Below are 16,453 nucleotides of genomic sequence, written 5' to 3'. Positions count from 1 at the left end.
GCGGGCGTAGCGCTCCCGTGTCGGGCCGCCGTTGGCAGTACGGCCCGCCTACCAGACACCCCACAGCACTCAACATGGAACTCACGACACCCCTCGACGGCGTCTACCCCGCGATGACGACGCCGTTGACCGACGACGGAAGCATCGACTTCGACCGACTCCACGACCACACCCGCCGCCTCGTCGACGGTGGCGTCGACGGCCTCGTCCCCGTCGGCACTACCGGCGAGAGCGCCACCCTCACCCACGACGAACACGTCGAAGTGGTCGAGGCTGTGGTCGACGCGGCCGACGGCGACGTCCCAGTGATCGCCGGCGCGGGCAGCAACTCCACCCACGAGGCGGTCGGCCTCGCGGGCCGCTCCGTGGACGCCGGCGCGGACGCGCTCCTCCTCATCTCGCCGTACTACAACCGCCCCGAACCCGCCGGGATGGTCGCTCACTACCGCGAGATCGCGGACCGCGTCGACGTCCCGCAGGTCCTCTACAACGTCCCGTCCCGGACGGGCCGCACCATCGAGGTGGACTCCGCCGTCGAACTGGCGCGCCACGAGAACATAATCGGCTACAAGGCCGCCAGCGGCGACGTGGGTCGCGTCAGCGAAATCGTTGAGCGCACCGCCGACGAGGAGTTCTCGGTGCTCTCCGGCGACGACGGCCTGACGCTCCCGATCATCTCGGTCGGCGGGCGCGGCACCGTCAGCGTGACCGCGAACGTCGAACCCGAGCGCGTCGGCGACCTCGTCCACTCGGCCCTCGACGGCGACTTCGAGACCGCCCGACGGCGCCACCAGGAGCTCGAACCGCTCAATCGCGCGCTGTTCGCCGAGTCGAACCCGATCCCGGTGAAGGCCGCCCAAGAGCTCCGCGGTCACGGCCCGGCGAACTACCGCTCGCCACTCACACCGCTCTCCGAGGACCACTGGGCCCCGCTCCGGGAGGCGCTGAACGACCTCGCCGAACGAGAGCTCTCCGTATGAGAGTGGGCGTCACAGGCGCGACCGGCCGGATGGGACGAACCGTCCGCGAGGTCGCAGCGGAGCGCGGCGACGAGGTGGCGTTCACGGCGTCCCGCGACCCTGCCGGCGACCTAGACGCGGCAGACGACGTCGCCGAGTTGCTGGTCTCGCGAAATCCTGACGCGGTCGTAGACTTTACTGTGCCGGACGCGAGCGTGGCGCACGTGAGTGCAGCAGCAGACGCCGGCGTCCCGATCGTCGTCGGGACGACCGGCTTCGACGAAGACCAGCGAGCGGCGCTCCGAGACGCCGGCGAGGACATCCCCGTCCTCCACGGCGCGAACTTCTCCCGCGGCGTGCAGGCGCTGCTGGACGCCGTGGAGGCCGCGGTGTCAGCGCTCCCCGAGTACGACGTGGAGGTCACCGAGACCCACCACAGCGGGAAGCGGGACGCTCCGAGTGGCACGGCGAACGTGCTGCTGGAGCGTATCGACCAGACTCGCGGGAAGAGCGAACGCGTCCACGGCCGGGTCGGGGACCAGCCCCGTGAAGACGGCGAAATCGGCGTCCACGCGCGGCGAGCGGGCGACGTGACCGGGGAGCACGAGGCGCTGCTCGCCGGCAACGAGGAGTCACTCGAACTCACGCACCGCGCCGGGAGTCGGCGGGTGTTCGCCGCGGGCGCGCTCGACGCCGCCGCGTGGCTGGCCGACCAGCCAGCCGGCTTCTACCGCTTCGAGGAGGTGGCTGCGGACCTATGAGTCTCGAAGACGACGTACGCGACCTCTGGCGGCGACACGACGCGGGCGACGTGAGTGCGGACACCGCGACGGCCGACGACGCGGACACGCTCGACGCCTTCCTCGACGCCCTGGAAGCCGGCGAGGTGCGCGCCGCACGGAAGGAGAACGGAGAGTGGGAGGCCGTCGAGTGGGTGAAGCGCGGCGTGCTACTGAACTTCGCGCTCCGCGAGACGCAGCCGCGTGAGTACGGCGACGTGACCTACCACGACGTGCTCCCGCTGCGCCGCACGGACGACCTCTTCGAACGCGGCACCCGGAACACGCCCGACGGCACCGTCCTCCGGCGCGGCGCGCACGTCGGCGCGGACTGCATCGTGATGTCCCCGGCGTTCGTCAACGTCGGCGCGCACGTCGGCGACGGCACGCTCGTCGACTCCTGTGACACGGTCGGCTCCTGCGCGCAGATCGGCGAGGACGTGAAGCTCGGCGCGAACACGCTCATCGGCGGCGTGCTCGAACCCGTCGAGGACGCGCCCGTCGTCGTCGAGGACAACGTCTCGCTGGGCGCTGGCTGCCGGGTCACCTCCGGGTTCGTCGTCGGCCACGACTCCGTCGTCGGCGAGAACACGCTGCTGACCCCGCGCATCCCCGTCTACGACCTCGTCGAGGAGGAGGTACTGTACGGCGAACTGCCGCCCGAGCGCCGGGCGTTCACGCGGTTCGTCGAGTCGAGCGTCGGCGAACACGACCTCTTCGATGGCGGCGCGTACAAGCCCGCGGTGGTGGCGCTGGACCTCGAAGCGGAGACGCTGGACGCCACGCAGCGCGAGGAGGTACTCAGGTCGTGACGTCGAATCCTGCCGTACGACGGCTCGCCGACTGGTCGGCCGCGGAGCTACGGGCGCTGGCCGACGAGTACGGCACGCCGCTGTACGTGCAGGACCTCGACCGCACCCGCCAGAACTTCGACCGCGTCGCCGCCGCGTTCCCGGACGCCGACGTCCACTACGCGGTCAAGGCGAACGCGGGCCGCGCGGTCCTCCGGGCGCTCCGCGAGGCCGGCGCGAGCGCGGAGTGCGCCGCCGCCGGCGAGGTGTTCCGCGCTATCGAGGCGGGCTACGACCCCCGGGAGGTACACTACACCGCGGTCAACCCGCCGGACGCGGACCTCGACTACGTGCTCGACGCGGCACCCGAGGCGACGTTCGTCGTCGGCGCCCGGGACACCATCGACAGACTCGCCGAACGCGGCTTCGCCGGCCGTCTCGCACTCCGTGTCCACCCGGGGGTCGGCGCGGGCCACAGCGCCGACGTGGCGACCGGTGCGGACGCGAAGTTCGGCGTCCCCCACGACGAGGCCGCCAGCGTCCTCGGAGAGGCGGCCGAACGAGGGTTCGACGTCGTCGGCATCCACGCCCACGTCGGCAGCGGCATGCTCGACGAGAGCGACGTCGCGTCCCACCGCGAGGTCGTCGAGCGTCTCGTCGAAGTAGCCCGTGAGTCGCCGGTCGACCTCTCGTTCGTGGACGTCGGCGGCGGCTTCGGCGTCCCGTACCACCCCCAGGAGGAACCGCTCGACCTCGAGTCCGTGGCGGCGACGACCCGTGACGTGCTCGCGGACGTCGACGCGGCCATCGTCGTCGAACCGGGACGCTACCTCGTCGCCGACGCGGGCGTCCTGCTGACCGAGGTGAACACCGTCAAGCCAACCGACGGCGCGACGCTCGCCGGCGTCGACGCCGGGATGACGACGCTGCTGCGCCCCGCGCTCTACGGCGCCCACCACGAGGTCCGGTCGCTCGACGCCGACGCGGCCGACCGCGACGAGGACCTGGTGAGCGTCGTCGGCCCCATCTGCGAGAGCACGGACGTGCTCGCCGAGGACCGTCGGCTCCCGCACCCGGAGCGCGGCGACCTGCTCGCGGTCGGCAACGCGGGCGCCTACGGCATCGAGATGGTCTCACAGTACAACTCCCGACCACGACCAGCGGTCGTCGCCGTCGAGGGTGGCGACGACCGACTCGTCCGCGAACGCGACGAACTGTCCACCCTCACCGCCCCAGAACGATGATTCCCTACGACCGATACCACGGCACCGGCAACGACTTCGTAATCGTCGACGCGACCGAGTACGTCCCCGACCGGGGGGCGTTCGCCCAGGCACTCTGTGACAGCCAGGGCGTCGACGGCGTCCTGTTTCTAGCACTCGAAGACGCGTACACACCGCCACGCGCGGTGATGACGCTGTTCCAGCCAGACGGCTCGACGGCGGACATGTGCGGGAACGGCGCGCGCTGTGCGGCCCGCTGGGTCGCCGAGCGCACGGACGCGGACGCGGTCATGCTCGACACCCAGGCCGGCACCCGGCGCGCGGACGTCGACGGCGAGACGGTCACCGTGGAGATGGGGACACCGCGGTTCGAGCCGACCGAAGTCCCGGTGCGTCGGGACGAGGCGATGGTCGAGGAGCCACTGGCGGGCTACGAGGTGACCGCCGTGGACACGGGCGTCCCGCACGCCGTCGTGTTCGTCGACGACGTAGACGACGTAGACGTCGAGACGAACGCGCCCGCCATCCGCCACCACGAGGCGTTCCCGGACGGCGCGAACGTCACGTTCGCGTCCCCCGATGGCGACGGTGAGTTCCGCCAGCGCACGTTCGAGCGCGGCGTCGAGGGCGAGACGCGGTCCTGCGGGACGGGTGCGGTGGCCATCGCGGCCGTCGCCCACCGCGACGACCGCTGTGGCGAACAGGTGCGCGTCCGACCCCCGGGTGGCGTACTCCACGTCGACCTCTCGGGGGGCCGCGCGACGCTGCGTGGCGCGACCGAACAGGAGGCGGGCGGCGAGGTAGAGGCCGTCCCCGCGCGCTCGCTCGATGCCTGAGTTCGACCCGCTCGCGTTCCACGAGGCGGCGGTACAGACGCCCTCCCACGAGGACGTGACGGAGATGCGGAACCTGCTCTGCGAGACGCTTCGCGAGCACGGCCAGGAGCCAGCGGTGGACGACGCCGGGAACGTGCTCGCGTCGCGCGGGAGCGGTCACCCCCACGTCGTCCTGAACACCCACATCGACACCGTCCCGCCGCACGTCGAGTTCGCGCGGGAGGGAGACGTCGTCCACGGGCGTGGGTCCTGCGACGCGAAGGGGCCGCTGGCCGCGCTGCTCGCCGCGTTCCTCGCCGTCGAACCCGGAGAGGGACGGGTGACGCTCGCGATCACGCCCGACGAGGAGACGGACTCGAACGGCGCGCACGCACTGGACGTCGATGCAGACGCCTACGTCGTCGGGGAGCCGACGGACCTCGCGGCGTGCACGAGCGCCCGCGGCCGGTTCCAGGGGACGGTCGAACTCACCGGCGTGGGCGCGCACGCTGCGAGCCCCGGAGAGGGGGTCAACACCGTCGCTGCTCTCGAGCACGTCCTCGCAGCGGTTCGAACGTTCGACGCCGAACGTGGCCCGGACGAACACCCCGAACTCGGCCCGCCGACGCTCACGCCAACCGTCGTCTCTGGCGGCGACGCGGCCAACCGCATCCCGGACCACAGCGAACTCGTGGTCGACCGTCGGACCGTCCCGCCGGAGAGTCAGGACGAGTTCTTCGCGAACTTCGAGGCGCACGTCCGCGCCGCCGTCGACGAGTCGGTCGGCGTCGAGGTCCTGCCGGTCGACCGAGAGACGCCGTTCCTCGAGGCGTTCGACACTCCAGACGACGCCGACGTGGTCCGTGCGCTCCTGGCGGCGGGCGCCGGCGACCCGTGCTCGTTCGGTGCGGCCACGGAGGCCTCCTACTTCGCCGCGGACGCGCCGACTGTCGTCTTCGGCCCGGGCGTCCTCGCCGACGATGAGGGACCCGTGGCTCACGCACAGCGCGAGTACGTCCGCCGTCCGGACGTCCAGCGCGCGGCGGAGATTCTCACCGACGCGGTCGACTCGCTGGTGTAGTCAGCCGAAGAAGACGTCGGCGAGGTCGGCACCGCTGGAGCCGACGTCCTTGTACAGCTCCGTGTAGCCGCAGCTCGTACAGGTGACCGTCTGGAACTTGTTCGTCTGGATGTCGAACATCTTCGAGAGGCCCGAGCCGGTCGTGGAGATGTTGCCGACGTCGACCTCGTCGTGACCGCACTTCGGGCAGCCGTTCTCGTCCGGGGACATGGCCGCAACTGCGGCGCGTTCCGGTAAAAACCTTCTCGCCTCAGGCGTCTCTGGCGACGTCTGCGCCGACGCCCGTGTACGACTCCGGCGTCAGCGCGAGCAACTCGTCGCGGACCTCGTCGTCGACGTCCAGGGTCGCGAACAGGTCATGGAAGTCCTCGAGTGTGACGCGTTCGCCGCGCGTGAGGTCCTTCACGCGCTCGTAAGCATCGCCGTGACCCTCGCGGCGGAGGATGGTCTGGACGGCCTCCCCGATCACCTCGGGGTTGGCGCGCAGGTCCTCGCGCATCACGGCCTCGTTGGGGGCGACCTTCTCGAGGCCGTCGCCGAGTTTCGAGTACGCGAGCAGGCAGTAGGCGAACGCCGACCCGAGGTTGCGCTTCACCGTAGAGTCCGAGAGGTCACGCTGGAGGCGGCTGGTGGTGAGGTAGTCCGCGAGGAAGGTGAGGTCCGCGTTCGCCTTCGAGAGGTTCCCCTCCGCGTTCTCGAAGTCGATGGGGTTGACCTTGTGGGGCATCGTCGAGGACCCGGTCTCGCTCTTGGCGGCGTCCTGACCGAGGTAGCGCTGGGAGACGTAGAGCCAGACGTCCCGCGAGAGGTCCAGCAGGACGTTGTTCGCACCCCGGAGCGCGTCGAACAGCACCGCGAGGTCGTCGCAGGGGTTGACCTGCGTCGTCGGTTCGACGTAGTCCAGGCCGAGGCCCTCGACGAACTCGCGGGAGAACGCCCGCCAGTCGACGTCCGGGAACGCGGCGTGGTGGGCGGCCCACGTGCCCGAGGCGCCCGCGAGTTTCCCGGCGAGATCGTCGCTGGCGGCCTCGACGCGGGCGACCGCACGGCCGAGGCGGGCGGCGTAGACGGCCATCTCCTTGCCGAACGTCGTCGGGGTCGCCGGCTGACCGTGGGTGCGTGCGAGCATCGGGAGGTCGGCGTAGTCGTGGGCGAACGCGACGAGTGCATCGCGGACCTCGCGGAGTTCCGGGACGAGGACGTCCTCGACGGCGGGTTTCGCGAGCAGGCGGTGCGCGAGGTTGTTCACGTCCTCGCTGGTGAGCGCGAAGTGGATCCAGGGGTGAGCGCGCTCGGGCGCGGACTCCCGGACGAAGTACTCGACGGCCTTCACGTCGTGGTTGGTCGCGTCGTAGCCCAGCGCGCCCTCGGTCTCGATCTGCTTGACGAGGCGGGCGTCCTCGGCGTCGAACGCCTCGTAGGCGGCCCGGAGGTCGGTCCGCTCGTCGTCGGTGAGGTCCAGGGACACTGCGTCGAGGTCCGCGAGCGCGAGCAGGTACTCGACCTCGACGCGGACGCGAGCGCGCATCAGCGCGGCCTCGCTGGCGTACTCCGCGAGCGGCGCGGTGCGGCCGGCGTACCGGCCGTCCAGCGGCGTCACCGCGTACAGAGCGCTGTCGTCGGTCATACTCGCGAGTCGCCGCGCTCGCTCCAAAAGCCTGCCGGTCCCCGGAAGGCACGGACGTGTGTACCCAAGTGGTTTCGAGGAGGTTCGATCCTTCTTTCTGTACTAGTTCGTGCACATCTTCGGCGAGTGAACCGCAACCACTTTGCGGGTCGCGGCCGCTCGTGTAGACATGACCAGCATCGCTGGCCTCGCCAGCAACCGCGGCCGGAACCTCCTGCACATCGACGACGTGGCGCCCGGCGACGCCGAACTCGCGTTCGTGCTCTCGAACCACGCGGACGCGCCCGTCCTCGACGCCGCCGAGGACCGGGGGATTCCCACGGAGGTCGTCGAGCAGGGCGACGAGGAGAGCCGCCGCGACCACGAACAGCGCGTCGTCGAGGCGCTCTCGGCGTACGACGTCGACCTCGTCTGCCTCGACGGCTACATGCGCGTGCTCTCGGAGACGTTCCTCGATTCGGTCCCGCTCACCCTCAACGTCCACCCGAGCCTGCTGCCGTCGTTCCCGGGCGCGGACGCCCACGAACAGGTGCTCGACGCCCAGGTCTCGGTGACGGGCTGTACCGTCCACGTCGTGACGAACGCCGTCGCAGACGACGGCAGCGTCCGCGAGGACGACGTCGACGCGGGCCCCATCGTCACCCAGGAACCGGTGCCGGTGTTCGGCGACGACAACCTCTCCTCCCTGAAGGAGCGCGTGCTCTACGACGCCGAGTTCGAGGCGTACCCACGGGCGGTCCGCTGGGTCGCCGAGGGAGCCCTCGAAGTCACCGAGGACGGCGTGACCGTCGACGCCGACGCCGGGGGTGAGTTCCCCACGCGTCGGCTTGCGGGCGGCACCCGCGTCGCCGACCTCCGGTACGGCGAGAACCCCCACCAGGACGCCGCGGTGTACCGCGACGACACCTGCGAGGCGGCGAGCGTCGTCCACGCCGACCAGCGCAACGAGGGCGCGAAGGCGCTGTCGTACAACAATTACAACGACGCCGACGGCGCACTCAACCTCATCACGGAGTTCGAGGACCCCGCGGCCGCGGTCATCAAGCACACCAACCCCGCGGGCTGTGCGACCGCCGACACGCTCGCGGAGGCGTACGAGGACGCGCTCGCGACGGACGCGAAGAGCGCGTTCGGCGGCATCGTCGCGCTGAACCGCACCTGCGATGCCGAGACGGCAGAACTCGTCACGGAGTCGTTCAAGGAGGTCGTCGTCGCACCCGGCTACACCGACGACGCGCTCGCCGTCCTCCGGGAGAAGGACAACCTCCGCGTCCTCGACACCGGGCCGTTCGGGGACGACACCGAGCGGTTCGCGGAGAAACCGCTCGTCGGGGGTCGCCTCGTCCAGGAGCGCGACCGATGGGCGCCCGACCGCGACGACCTGGAGGTCGTCACCGAGCGCGAACCCACCGACGACGAACTGGAGACGATGCTGTTCGCGTGGCGCGTGCTCAAGCACGTGAAGTCCAACGGCATCCTGTTCGCGGACGGCACCGAGACCGTCGGCCTCGGCGTCGGTCAGGTGAGCCGCGTGGACGCCGTCGAGATCGCGGCGAAGAAGGCCGACCGGGACGCCGAAGGGAAGAGCGCAGACGGTGCAGTGATGGCCTCGGACGCGTTCTTCCCGTTCCCGGACGCCGTCGAGGTGGCGGCCGAGGCGGGCGTCGAAGCCGTCGTCCAGCCCGGCGGATCGGTCAACGACGAGGACGTCGTCGAAGCCGCCGACGAGCACGGCATGGCGATGGTGTTCACCGGACACAGGTGCTTCCGTCACGATTAGTGACGGAAGCTCGATAGACGAGCGAAGCGAGTCTATCGGCGTTTCAGACACGCCTTCGCCGGCGCTCAGTCGTGTCTGAAGCTCGGAGCGCGAGGGACGAGCGCCCCGGCGTTTCCGTCACGATTAGTGACGGAAGTTCGATAGCCGAGCGAATCGAGTCTATCGGCGCTTTCGGCACGACTGAACGCAGTGACGGAGTGCCGAAAGCTCGTCACGAGCGGAGTCGACGACGCCACTGGTCGTCAGCGAAGCGCAACTCGCCGAGTCACGTCGCTAACAACTCGAAAGAACGGGGGGAGTGGAGCGCCAGGGGGGGATGACAGTAGTCGACTGTCGTGGCAAGCAGCGGGGGATGCTGCGATGCTCTGGAGGGCCGAACGCGCTCCACTCGCATCGAGCCGGGGTAGTATCAAAGAAACTGGGTAAGCACAAACAGCCGTTTGACGTACCCGTTACTCCAGCTGGACGGTCTTCGTGGCGCTGCCCGCACTCCAGTCGACGGTCAGGTCGAACTCGCCGTCGGTGTCGGGCGCCGTCGGCTGGATCTCGACGACCGTCTCCTCGCTGGCAGGCAGGTCTTCGGAGATGCGCGTCGGGGCGTTCGCAGTGCCCTGGACGACGGCGTAGAACGTGAGTGCTCCCCCGCCGTTGTCGACCGGGAGTTCGGCCGTGAACCCTTCGCCGGCGGGAACCGAATCCGGGACGGAGAGCTCCCCGACCGAGAAATCGACGTTCTGGGTGACAGATTCGATGTCGCGGGAGTCGAACTCCCAGCTCGCGGCTTCGCTCCCAGTCTCGACGGAGACCGTCGCAGTGTAGGGGGTGAGGTCCCTCGGGATGGCGTAGGCGGCGTCGAACCGGTTCGAGCCGCCGCCCAGCGGGAACACCGGGTCGGCGAACGTCTCCTCGTCGTTGATGGTGAGGGTGACGTTCTCCGCGACGAACGACTGGTAGTCGTCGATGCCGGTCGGCGCGAACTTCACGGTGACGAACCGTTCGTCGTCGCTCGCGTGGACCTGCTCGGCGCCGGTGCCGCGCGTGACGGCGAACGCCGACGCGCCGGCGTCTACGACGGCGAGTTCGCGGCCGTCTCCGAGGCTGACGGCGTCGCCGACCGACAGCGGCCCGGAGTCGGTCGTCGTGGTCGTCGTGTCGTCGGGGGTCTGCGTAGTCGTGTCGTCTGTCGGTGCAGTCGTGGAGGTGTCGTCTTCGTCGTCCTGGCCACCTATACAGCCCGCGAGGGCGAGCGGAACTGTGGCGGTCAGGCCAGCGAGGAACCTACGTCGTTCCATACCCGTCCATCGTCGGGGGGTGGAAAATGTATTCTGAATACACAAACGGCCGTTTGACGTATCCCGTTGTCACGCGCCACAGCGAGCGAGTTCGCCGCCAGCGGTGGGACGGCGCGGCCCGGAGCGCAACCGGGTCCGACAGTCTAATGCGGGCCGGTACGCTCGATTCGACTATGCGATACGACGAGGCGGCGAACTTCCTCCTCGACCTCCGCCGCTACCGGCCGAAGCCTGGCACGGACTCGACGGCGGACCTGCTGTCGGCGCTCGGCGACCCCCACGAGGGAACGCGGTACGTGCAGGTCGCGGGGTCGAACGGGAAGGGCAGCACCGCCCGACTCGTGGAGTCCACGCTCCGGGAGGCGGGCCTCGACGTCGGGCTGTACACGTCCCCGCACTTCGACGACGTGCGTGAGCGCGTGACGGTGAACGGCCGCCGGATGTCGAAGTTGGCGCTCACCGAGTTCGTCGACGCGATCCGGCCGCGCGTGAACGAGCGTGCGGCAGACGGGGACGCCCCCACGTTCTTCGAGGTCGTGACGGCGATGGCGCTCTGGGAGTTCGGCCGACAGGACGTCGACGTCGCGGTGCTGGAAGTGGGCATCGGCGGCCGCTACGACGCGACGAGCGTCGTCGACCCCGAGGCGAGCGCGGTCACCTCGGTGACGCTCGAACACACTGGCGTGCTCGGAGACACGGTCGAGGAGATCGCCCGCGACAAGGCCCACGTCGCGCCCGCCGACAACCCGCTCGTGACGGCGACCACGGGGAGCGCACTCGAGGCGGTCCGCGAGCAGGCGGGCGACGTCGTCGCCGTCGGGGAGGAGGGGGTGGGCGTCGACGTGGTAGTCCGCTACGAGGGACGCACGAACCACACGGAGGCCGCGGTCTCGCTGGCAGGAGCCGACTGGTCGGTCGACGCACGGATTCCGCTGCTCGGCGCCTACCAGGCTAGGAACGCGGGCGTCGCCGCGGTGCTCGCCCGGCAGGTCGCGGACGTGGACCCGGACACCGTCGCGCGCGGCTTCCGGAAGGCGTACTGGCCGGGCCGCTTCGAGGTGATGGGCGCCGACCCCGTCGTCGCGCTCGACGGCGCGCACAACACCGGCGCCTGCGAGGCGCTCGCGGACACCGTCGCGGAGTTCGACTACGACCGCCTGCTCTACGTCTTCGGCGCGATGCACGACAAGGACCACCGCGGGATGGCCGCGGCGCTCCCGACGCCGGACCACGCGTGGGTCTGCGAACCGGACACCGACCGCGCGGAGGACGCCGACGTGCTCGCGACCGTGTTCGCGGAGGCGGGGGCCGGCGAGACGACCGTCAAACGCTCTGTAGAGTCGGCCGTCGACGCCGCACTGGACGAGGCGAACGAGGACGACCTGGTGCTCGTCACGGGGTCGCTGTTCACCGTCGCGGAGGCGCGCACGCGGTGGACGCGCACGAACCTCCCGAAGCAGGTGCGGGACCTCGCGGAGGCCCGCGAGACGCTGGAGGGAGCGCACGTCACCCCGCCGGGCGTCTGGCGGATGCGCGCGAAGGGCGTCCACCGCGTCGTGAAGACGCGGGTGCAGAAGCGGCAGGCCCAGTACCTCAAGGAGGAGATGTTGAGCCTCGGCGCGGAGTGCTCGCTGTCGGGGCTGAACGAGCAGCCACGGGGCACCTTCGACGCGGTGCTGATGGGGACGCTCGCGCAGTTCAAGCGCCTCTGCGAGAAACTCGACGGGCAGCCCTACGGCCTGTCCGTGTTCGCCAGCGAACTCCGCGAGGACCTCGGCATCCAGACGAGCCCCGAGACCCACGGCTACCCGTGGGAGGACGGCACCGCCGTGATGGGCATCCTCAACGTCACGCCGGACAGCTTCCACGACGGCGGCGAGTACGAGCGCGTCGAGGACGCCGTCGCGCGCGCCGAGGAGATGGTCGCGGCAGGTGTGGACGTCATCGACGTCGGTGGCGAGTCCACCCGACCTGGCGCCGACCCTGTCTCCCTCGAGACGGAACTCGACCGCGTGCTCCCGGTGGTCGAACGGCTCGCGGACCTCGACGTGCTCGTCTCCGTCGACACCCGGAAGGCGGAGGTCGGCCGACGAGCCCTGGAAGCCGGGGCCGACATCCTGAACGACGTGACGGGCCTCGAGGACCCCGAGATGCGGTTCGTCGCCGCCGAGTACGACGCGCCGCTGGTCGTGATGCACTCCATCAACGCGCCCGTCGAACCCGGCGAGGACGTCCACTACGACGACGTCGTCGAGGACGTCGTCGGCGAACTCGCCGAACGCGTGCTGCTCGCGGAGAAGGCCGGCCTCCCGCGGGAGAAGATCATCGTCGACCCCGGCGTCGGCTTCGGGAAATCGGCGACGGAGAGCTTCGAGATTCTCGACCGCACCGACGAGTTCCACGCGCTGGGCTGTCCCGTCCTGGTCGGGCACTCCCAGAAGTCGATGTTCGGCGCGGTCGACCGCTACCCCGACGAGGGTGGCTACGCGACGACGGCCGCGACGGCACTGGCGACCGACCGTGGGGCCGACATCGTGCGCGTCCACGACGTCGAGGAGAACGTCGCCGCCGTTCGGGTCGCCGAAGAGATGCGCGACGGAGACGACCGAGCGTAGTCGGAGAGAGTTCTCGATACAGGGTCTGGGCCGGCTGTAGTCGAATCAGTGAGTAGTGGTGCGAACCCGACTGGTCTCGCGTTCACTCCAGGTCCAGCGTGTCCAGCGCTCCGCCGAACGTCGTCACGGGGACCACGTCGGCGTCGTGGTCGTGCAGGAGCGGCGGCCCGAGGAACCCAGTCAGGTCCTCGAACGAGTCCGACTCGACCAGCAGGTAGAACGTGTGTTCGTTCGGCGCGGCGAACGCGCTCCGGACGCCCACACCTGGCCCTTCCTCGTTGTTCTCGATGCGCTCGACGAACTCGGTCGCCTTCTGCTCGTGTTCGTCGCGCGCCCAGCAGTTCTCGGGGCTGTGGGTCAATCGAACGTGGAACATCATCGTGGGCAGTAATACGACGAACTGGGAGAAAACGCTATATCCCGTTAACATACCACGCAGTTTCCAGTGGGAGACGACTGGGCAGGTTGCTTGTTACCGGAGCGCGGCTCAGAGCAGGCCCGCGTCCTCCTGGGCGTCCCGGTAGACGTCGAGGTAGGTGTCGGCGAACGCGTCGTAGTCGTAGTCGGCGAACTCCTCGTCGACGGCCTTGCGTTCGAGGTCGCCGGCCGCGACCAGGCACTCGACGATCTCCTCGTCGCTGGTCGCGCGGAACCCGCGGTCGTACGTTTCGACGAGTTCGTGGGCGCTGGACTGGGCGTGGTACTCGACGATGCCGACGCAGCCACAGGCGAGCGCCCACAGCAGGTCGCGCGCGAACGACGTGGACTCGGCGGTGTGGACGTAGACGTGGGCGTTCTTGAACAGTTCGACGCGCTCCTCGACGGTGCAGTCGCCGACGAAGTCGACGCGGTCGGCGATGCGGAGGTCCCGGGCCTGCCGCTCGTAGCCGCGGCGCGCCGGCCCGTCGCCGACGACGGTGCAGTTCCAGTCGTACTCGCGGAACTCCGCGAGCGCGAGGAACAGCGACTCGAGGTTGGCGTTCTCGTCCAGCCGCCGACTGAAGACGATGTCGCCGCCGTCGCCGGGGACCGCGCGGCGGATCTGGTCCATGTCGATGCCCGTCGGGACGACGCGCACGTCCTCGCCGTCGCCGCCACACTCACGGACGCTCGTCTTCACGGTCCGCGAGGGCGTCACCACTGCACTCGGACGGCGTGCGGCGTAGCGGTAGGCGCGGCCGCGGAGGCCGGCCCGGGTGTCGTGGGGGTCGTACCACTCGCAGACGAGCGGGGCGCCGGCGAGCAGGCCGCCCCACCGCGCGCCGTAGACGTGGCCGGGCGTCCGGGACGTCGCGTGGACGACGTCCGGGTCGATCCCGCGGAGGGTGGCGGCGACGCCCGGGGAGAACCAACGGCGGCCGGGTTCGGCGGTGACGGCGTGGTACGTCACGTCCTCGTAGTCGAAGGTGTCCGGCCGGCCCTCCCACCACTGTGCACAGCAGACGTGGACCTCGTGGCCGTGCTCAGTGAGCAACCCCGCGAGCAGGTCGAGCCGGTCGAGATCGTCGCCGTCGGCGTGGTGGGCGGTCGTCTCGGAGACGAACGCCACTCGCATACACGTCGGCACGCAACACGCGGGTAAAAACCGTTCCGTTCCACGTTCCGGGCAGGGCCCCGCGACGAACGCCGACCCTACTGCGGAACGGGCACCGTAAACGAGTGGCTACTAATCCCGGTCGTCGGCGAAGCCCAACGAGATGGCGGTCACGATCAGCATCGAGATAGAGCTCGGCTGGGGGGTCCACGACGTCGGCGAGTACCCGCACCTGAGCGACGACGGCTCGGCGGAGCGGGCGTGTCTCGGGCGCCTGCTGGAACACTGCGACTCGGTCGACGTCCCTATCTCCTTCGACGTCGTCGGCCACCTCTTCGAGTCGGACTGTGCGGGGGACCACGACGGCCCACACAGGGAGGGGTGGTTCGACAACGACCCGGGGACGGATGAGGCCCGCGACCCGCTGTTCTACGCGCCAGAGATGGTGCGACAGATCAGGGACCACACGACCGACCACGAACTGTGTACGCACACGTACTCCCACGTCATCTGCGGGGAAGCCACGCCGGAGACGGTCGCGTGGGAGCTGGAGGAGGCCCAGTCGCTGATCCGCGCAGCGACCGGATCGGGGACGGACTCCATCGTGCCCCCGAGACACAGCAGACCGCCCGCGGAACAGCTCCGCGAGGCGGGCATCGAGTGCATGCGGATGAGCCGGGACACGAGCGACCGCAGCACCGCCGCTCGTCTGAAGGAACTGCTGTACGGCCCCCACCCGGTGTACGAACCGGAGCTGGTCGACGGCGTCGTCGAGACGTACTGCACCTCCTACCCCTCGCTGACGTCCTCGGCGCTGCCGTCGGGACGGCGGTCGGTGCCCGCGCCGTTCCGCGCGCTCCCGGTCCGACTCAGACAGCGCCTCCAGCGACAGTACCTCCGTCGCGCGCTCGACGAGGCCGCCGAACGCGAGGGCGACTGCCACCTCTGGTGTCACCTCTACGACCTCTCGAACGAGTACCAGTGGCCGGTGGTCCGGACGTTCCTCGACGAACTCGCGGCCAGACGCGACCGGGGCGAACTCGAGGTCCGGACGATGGCGGAGTTGAACGAGCAGGTCCGCGGCGACCAGCAGGCGGTGAGAACACGTGGCTGAGAGCGACACCACCCGGGTCTGTCTGCTCGCGCACAGCGACAGCCTTCCCGCGTGGGAGGCGGCAGCCGTCCAGCGGATGGTCGAGGAGACGGACGCCGAGATCGGCCTCGTCGTGGCGGACGCCTCGGACAACGAGCGCTCGACCGCCGACGCCGTCCGTCGCCTCGTCGAACTCCGCGAGTGGGGCGTCGTCGCGGCCGCGATGGAGTTGTTCGGCGACGACCTCGAACCCCTGGAGTCGGTGCCGATTCGAGCGATAGACGGCGTCGCGGACGCCGAGTGGGTCGACTGCGTTCCGGAGTCGGTCGACGGCTGGAAGAACGCGCTCCCGGAGCACGCCGTCGAGCGCATGGCAGAGACGGACGTCGCCGTCCGCTTCGGCTTCGGCTTCCTCGTCGGCGACGCACTGAGCGCACCCGAGATGGGCGTGTTGAGCTTCCACCACGGCGACTTCCGGGAGTACAGGGGGCAGCCGATGGGGTTCTGGGAGTACGTCCACGGCCGGGAGACGGCCGGCGTCACCCTCCAGCGCATCAACGAGACGCTCGACGGCGGCGAAGTAGTGTACTCCAAGCGGGTCCACATCGCCGACGCGCCGACGTGGAGCGTGGTCCGGTGTCGCCTGTTCGACGCGTCCCAGGACATGCTCGCCGAGGGCGTGCGGCGACTGGAGTGTGAGTCCTTCGAACCGGAGACGCTCTCCGAGGCGGAACTCGGCGACCTGTACACGCTCCCCCGTGGGCACCCTGTCGTCACCTACCTGGGGAAGACGGCCCGCGGGGTACTGCTCGAGTGACGACGGTGTCGCCTACCCCATGCGACCGGCCCCGGTTCCGGCACCCG

15 protein-coding genes are annotated in these 16,453 nt (G+C 70.0%); 10 read left to right on the top strand and 5 right to left on the bottom strand.

Going from position 1 to position 16,453, the window contains the following annotated elements; genetic code table 11:
- Positions 1–74 precede the first annotated feature (74 nt).
- Genes dapA through LT965_RS12070 form a run of 6 tightly spaced genes read left to right on the top strand, consistent with a single transcriptional unit; the run spans position 75 to position 5,648 of the window.
- Entirely contained in the window at positions 75–980 is a 906-nt protein-coding gene (gene dapA, locus LT965_RS12095; RefSeq protein WP_232701059.1) for a 4-hydroxy-tetrahydrodipicolinate synthase, read from the top strand.
- Positions 977–1,720 (top strand): 4-hydroxy-tetrahydrodipicolinate reductase, encoded by a 744-nt coding sequence (gene dapB / locus LT965_RS12090; RefSeq protein ID WP_232701058.1) that lies wholly within the window; start codon positions 977–979, stop codon positions 1,718–1,720. The genes dapA and dapB overlap by 4 nt, the downstream gene beginning before the upstream one ends.
- Positions 1,717–2,550, top strand: coding sequence for a 2,3,4,5-tetrahydropyridine-2,6-dicarboxylate N-succinyltransferase (locus LT965_RS12085; RefSeq protein WP_232701057.1), 834 nt, complete (start codon positions 1,717–1,719; stop codon positions 2,548–2,550). The genes dapB and LT965_RS12085 overlap by 4 nt, the downstream gene beginning before the upstream one ends.
- The gene (gene lysA / locus LT965_RS12080; RefSeq protein WP_232701056.1) at positions 2,547–3,773 is read left to right on the top strand and encodes a diaminopimelate decarboxylase; all 1,227 of its coding nucleotides are present in this window, start codon (positions 2,547–2,549) and stop codon (positions 3,771–3,773) included. Before LT965_RS12085 ends, lysA begins: the two co-directional genes overlap by 4 nt.
- Positions 3,770–4,588: a diaminopimelate epimerase gene (dapF, locus tag LT965_RS12075; RefSeq protein ID WP_232701055.1), complete on the top strand. Its 819-nt coding sequence runs from the start codon at positions 3,770–3,772 to the stop codon at positions 4,586–4,588. Before lysA ends, dapF begins: the two co-directional genes overlap by 4 nt.
- Positions 4,581–5,648, top strand: a complete 1,068-nt coding sequence (locus tag LT965_RS12070) for a M20/M25/M40 family metallo-hydrolase (RefSeq protein ID WP_232701054.1) — start codon at positions 4,581–4,583, stop codon at positions 5,646–5,648. The genes dapF and LT965_RS12070 overlap by 8 nt, the downstream gene beginning before the upstream one ends.
- Here the strand turns inward: LT965_RS12070 and LT965_RS12065 are convergent, their stop codons facing one another.
- The gene (locus LT965_RS12065) at positions 5,649–5,858 is read right to left on the bottom strand and encodes a zinc ribbon domain-containing protein (protein WP_232701053.1); all 210 of its coding nucleotides are present in this window, start codon (positions 5,856–5,858) and stop codon (positions 5,649–5,651) included.
- 40 nt (positions 5,859–5,898) lie between these two features.
- Positions 5,899–7,275: an adenylosuccinate lyase gene (gene purB / locus LT965_RS12060; RefSeq protein ID WP_232701052.1), complete on the bottom strand. Its 1,377-nt coding sequence runs from the start codon at positions 7,273–7,275 to the stop codon at positions 5,899–5,901.
- Positions 7,276–7,444: 169 nt separating this feature from the next.
- Between purB and LT965_RS12055 the strand changes: the two genes are divergently transcribed.
- Positions 7,445–9,055 (top strand): formyltransferase family protein, encoded by a 1,611-nt coding sequence (locus tag LT965_RS12055; RefSeq protein WP_232701051.1) that lies wholly within the window; start codon positions 7,445–7,447, stop codon positions 9,053–9,055.
- A 452-nt stretch (positions 9,056–9,507) separates the two neighbouring features.
- Here the strand turns inward: LT965_RS12055 and LT965_RS12050 are convergent, their stop codons facing one another.
- On the bottom strand, positions 9,508–10,347 hold the full coding sequence (locus LT965_RS12050) for a hypothetical protein (protein WP_232701050.1): 840 nt from the start codon (positions 10,345–10,347) through the stop codon (positions 9,508–9,510).
- Positions 10,348–10,520: 173 nt separating this feature from the next.
- On the opposite strand from LT965_RS12050, the gene folP reads away from it, so the two are divergent.
- Positions 10,521–12,962 (top strand): dihydropteroate synthase, encoded by a 2,442-nt coding sequence (gene folP / locus LT965_RS12045; RefSeq protein WP_232701049.1) that lies wholly within the window; start codon positions 10,521–10,523, stop codon positions 12,960–12,962.
- Positions 12,963–13,044: 82 nt separating this feature from the next.
- Here the strand turns inward: folP and LT965_RS12040 are convergent, their stop codons facing one another.
- Both LT965_RS12040 and LT965_RS12035 read right to left on the bottom strand, forming a co-directional pair.
- Positions 13,045–13,341, bottom strand: coding sequence for a DUF3303 family protein (locus LT965_RS12040; RefSeq protein ID WP_232701048.1), 297 nt, complete (start codon positions 13,339–13,341; stop codon positions 13,045–13,047).
- 108 nt (positions 13,342–13,449) lie between these two features.
- Complete coding sequence (locus LT965_RS12035; protein WP_232701047.1) at positions 13,450–14,517, bottom strand: glycosyltransferase; 1,068 nt, start codon at positions 14,515–14,517, stop codon at positions 13,450–13,452.
- 142 nt (positions 14,518–14,659) lie between these two features.
- Between LT965_RS12035 and LT965_RS12030 the strand changes: the two genes are divergently transcribed.
- On the top strand, positions 14,660–15,610 hold the full coding sequence (locus tag LT965_RS12030) for a polysaccharide deacetylase family protein (protein WP_232701046.1): 951 nt from the start codon (positions 14,660–14,662) through the stop codon (positions 15,608–15,610).
- Positions 15,603–16,406 carry a formyltransferase family protein gene (locus LT965_RS12025; protein ID WP_232701045.1) on the top strand — a complete coding sequence of 268 codons (804 nt, stop codon included), beginning with the start codon at positions 15,603–15,605 and terminating at the stop codon, positions 16,404–16,406. Before LT965_RS12030 ends, LT965_RS12025 begins: the two co-directional genes overlap by 8 nt.
- Positions 16,407–16,453: the final 47 nt, after the last annotated feature.

Origin of the sequence: Halobacterium wangiae, assembly GCF_021249345.1 — an archaeon.
GTDB lineage: Archaea > Halobacteriota > Halobacteria > Halobacteriales > Halobacteriaceae > Halobacterium > Halobacterium wangiae.
This window is presented reverse-complemented; position numbering and strand designations above follow the sequence as displayed.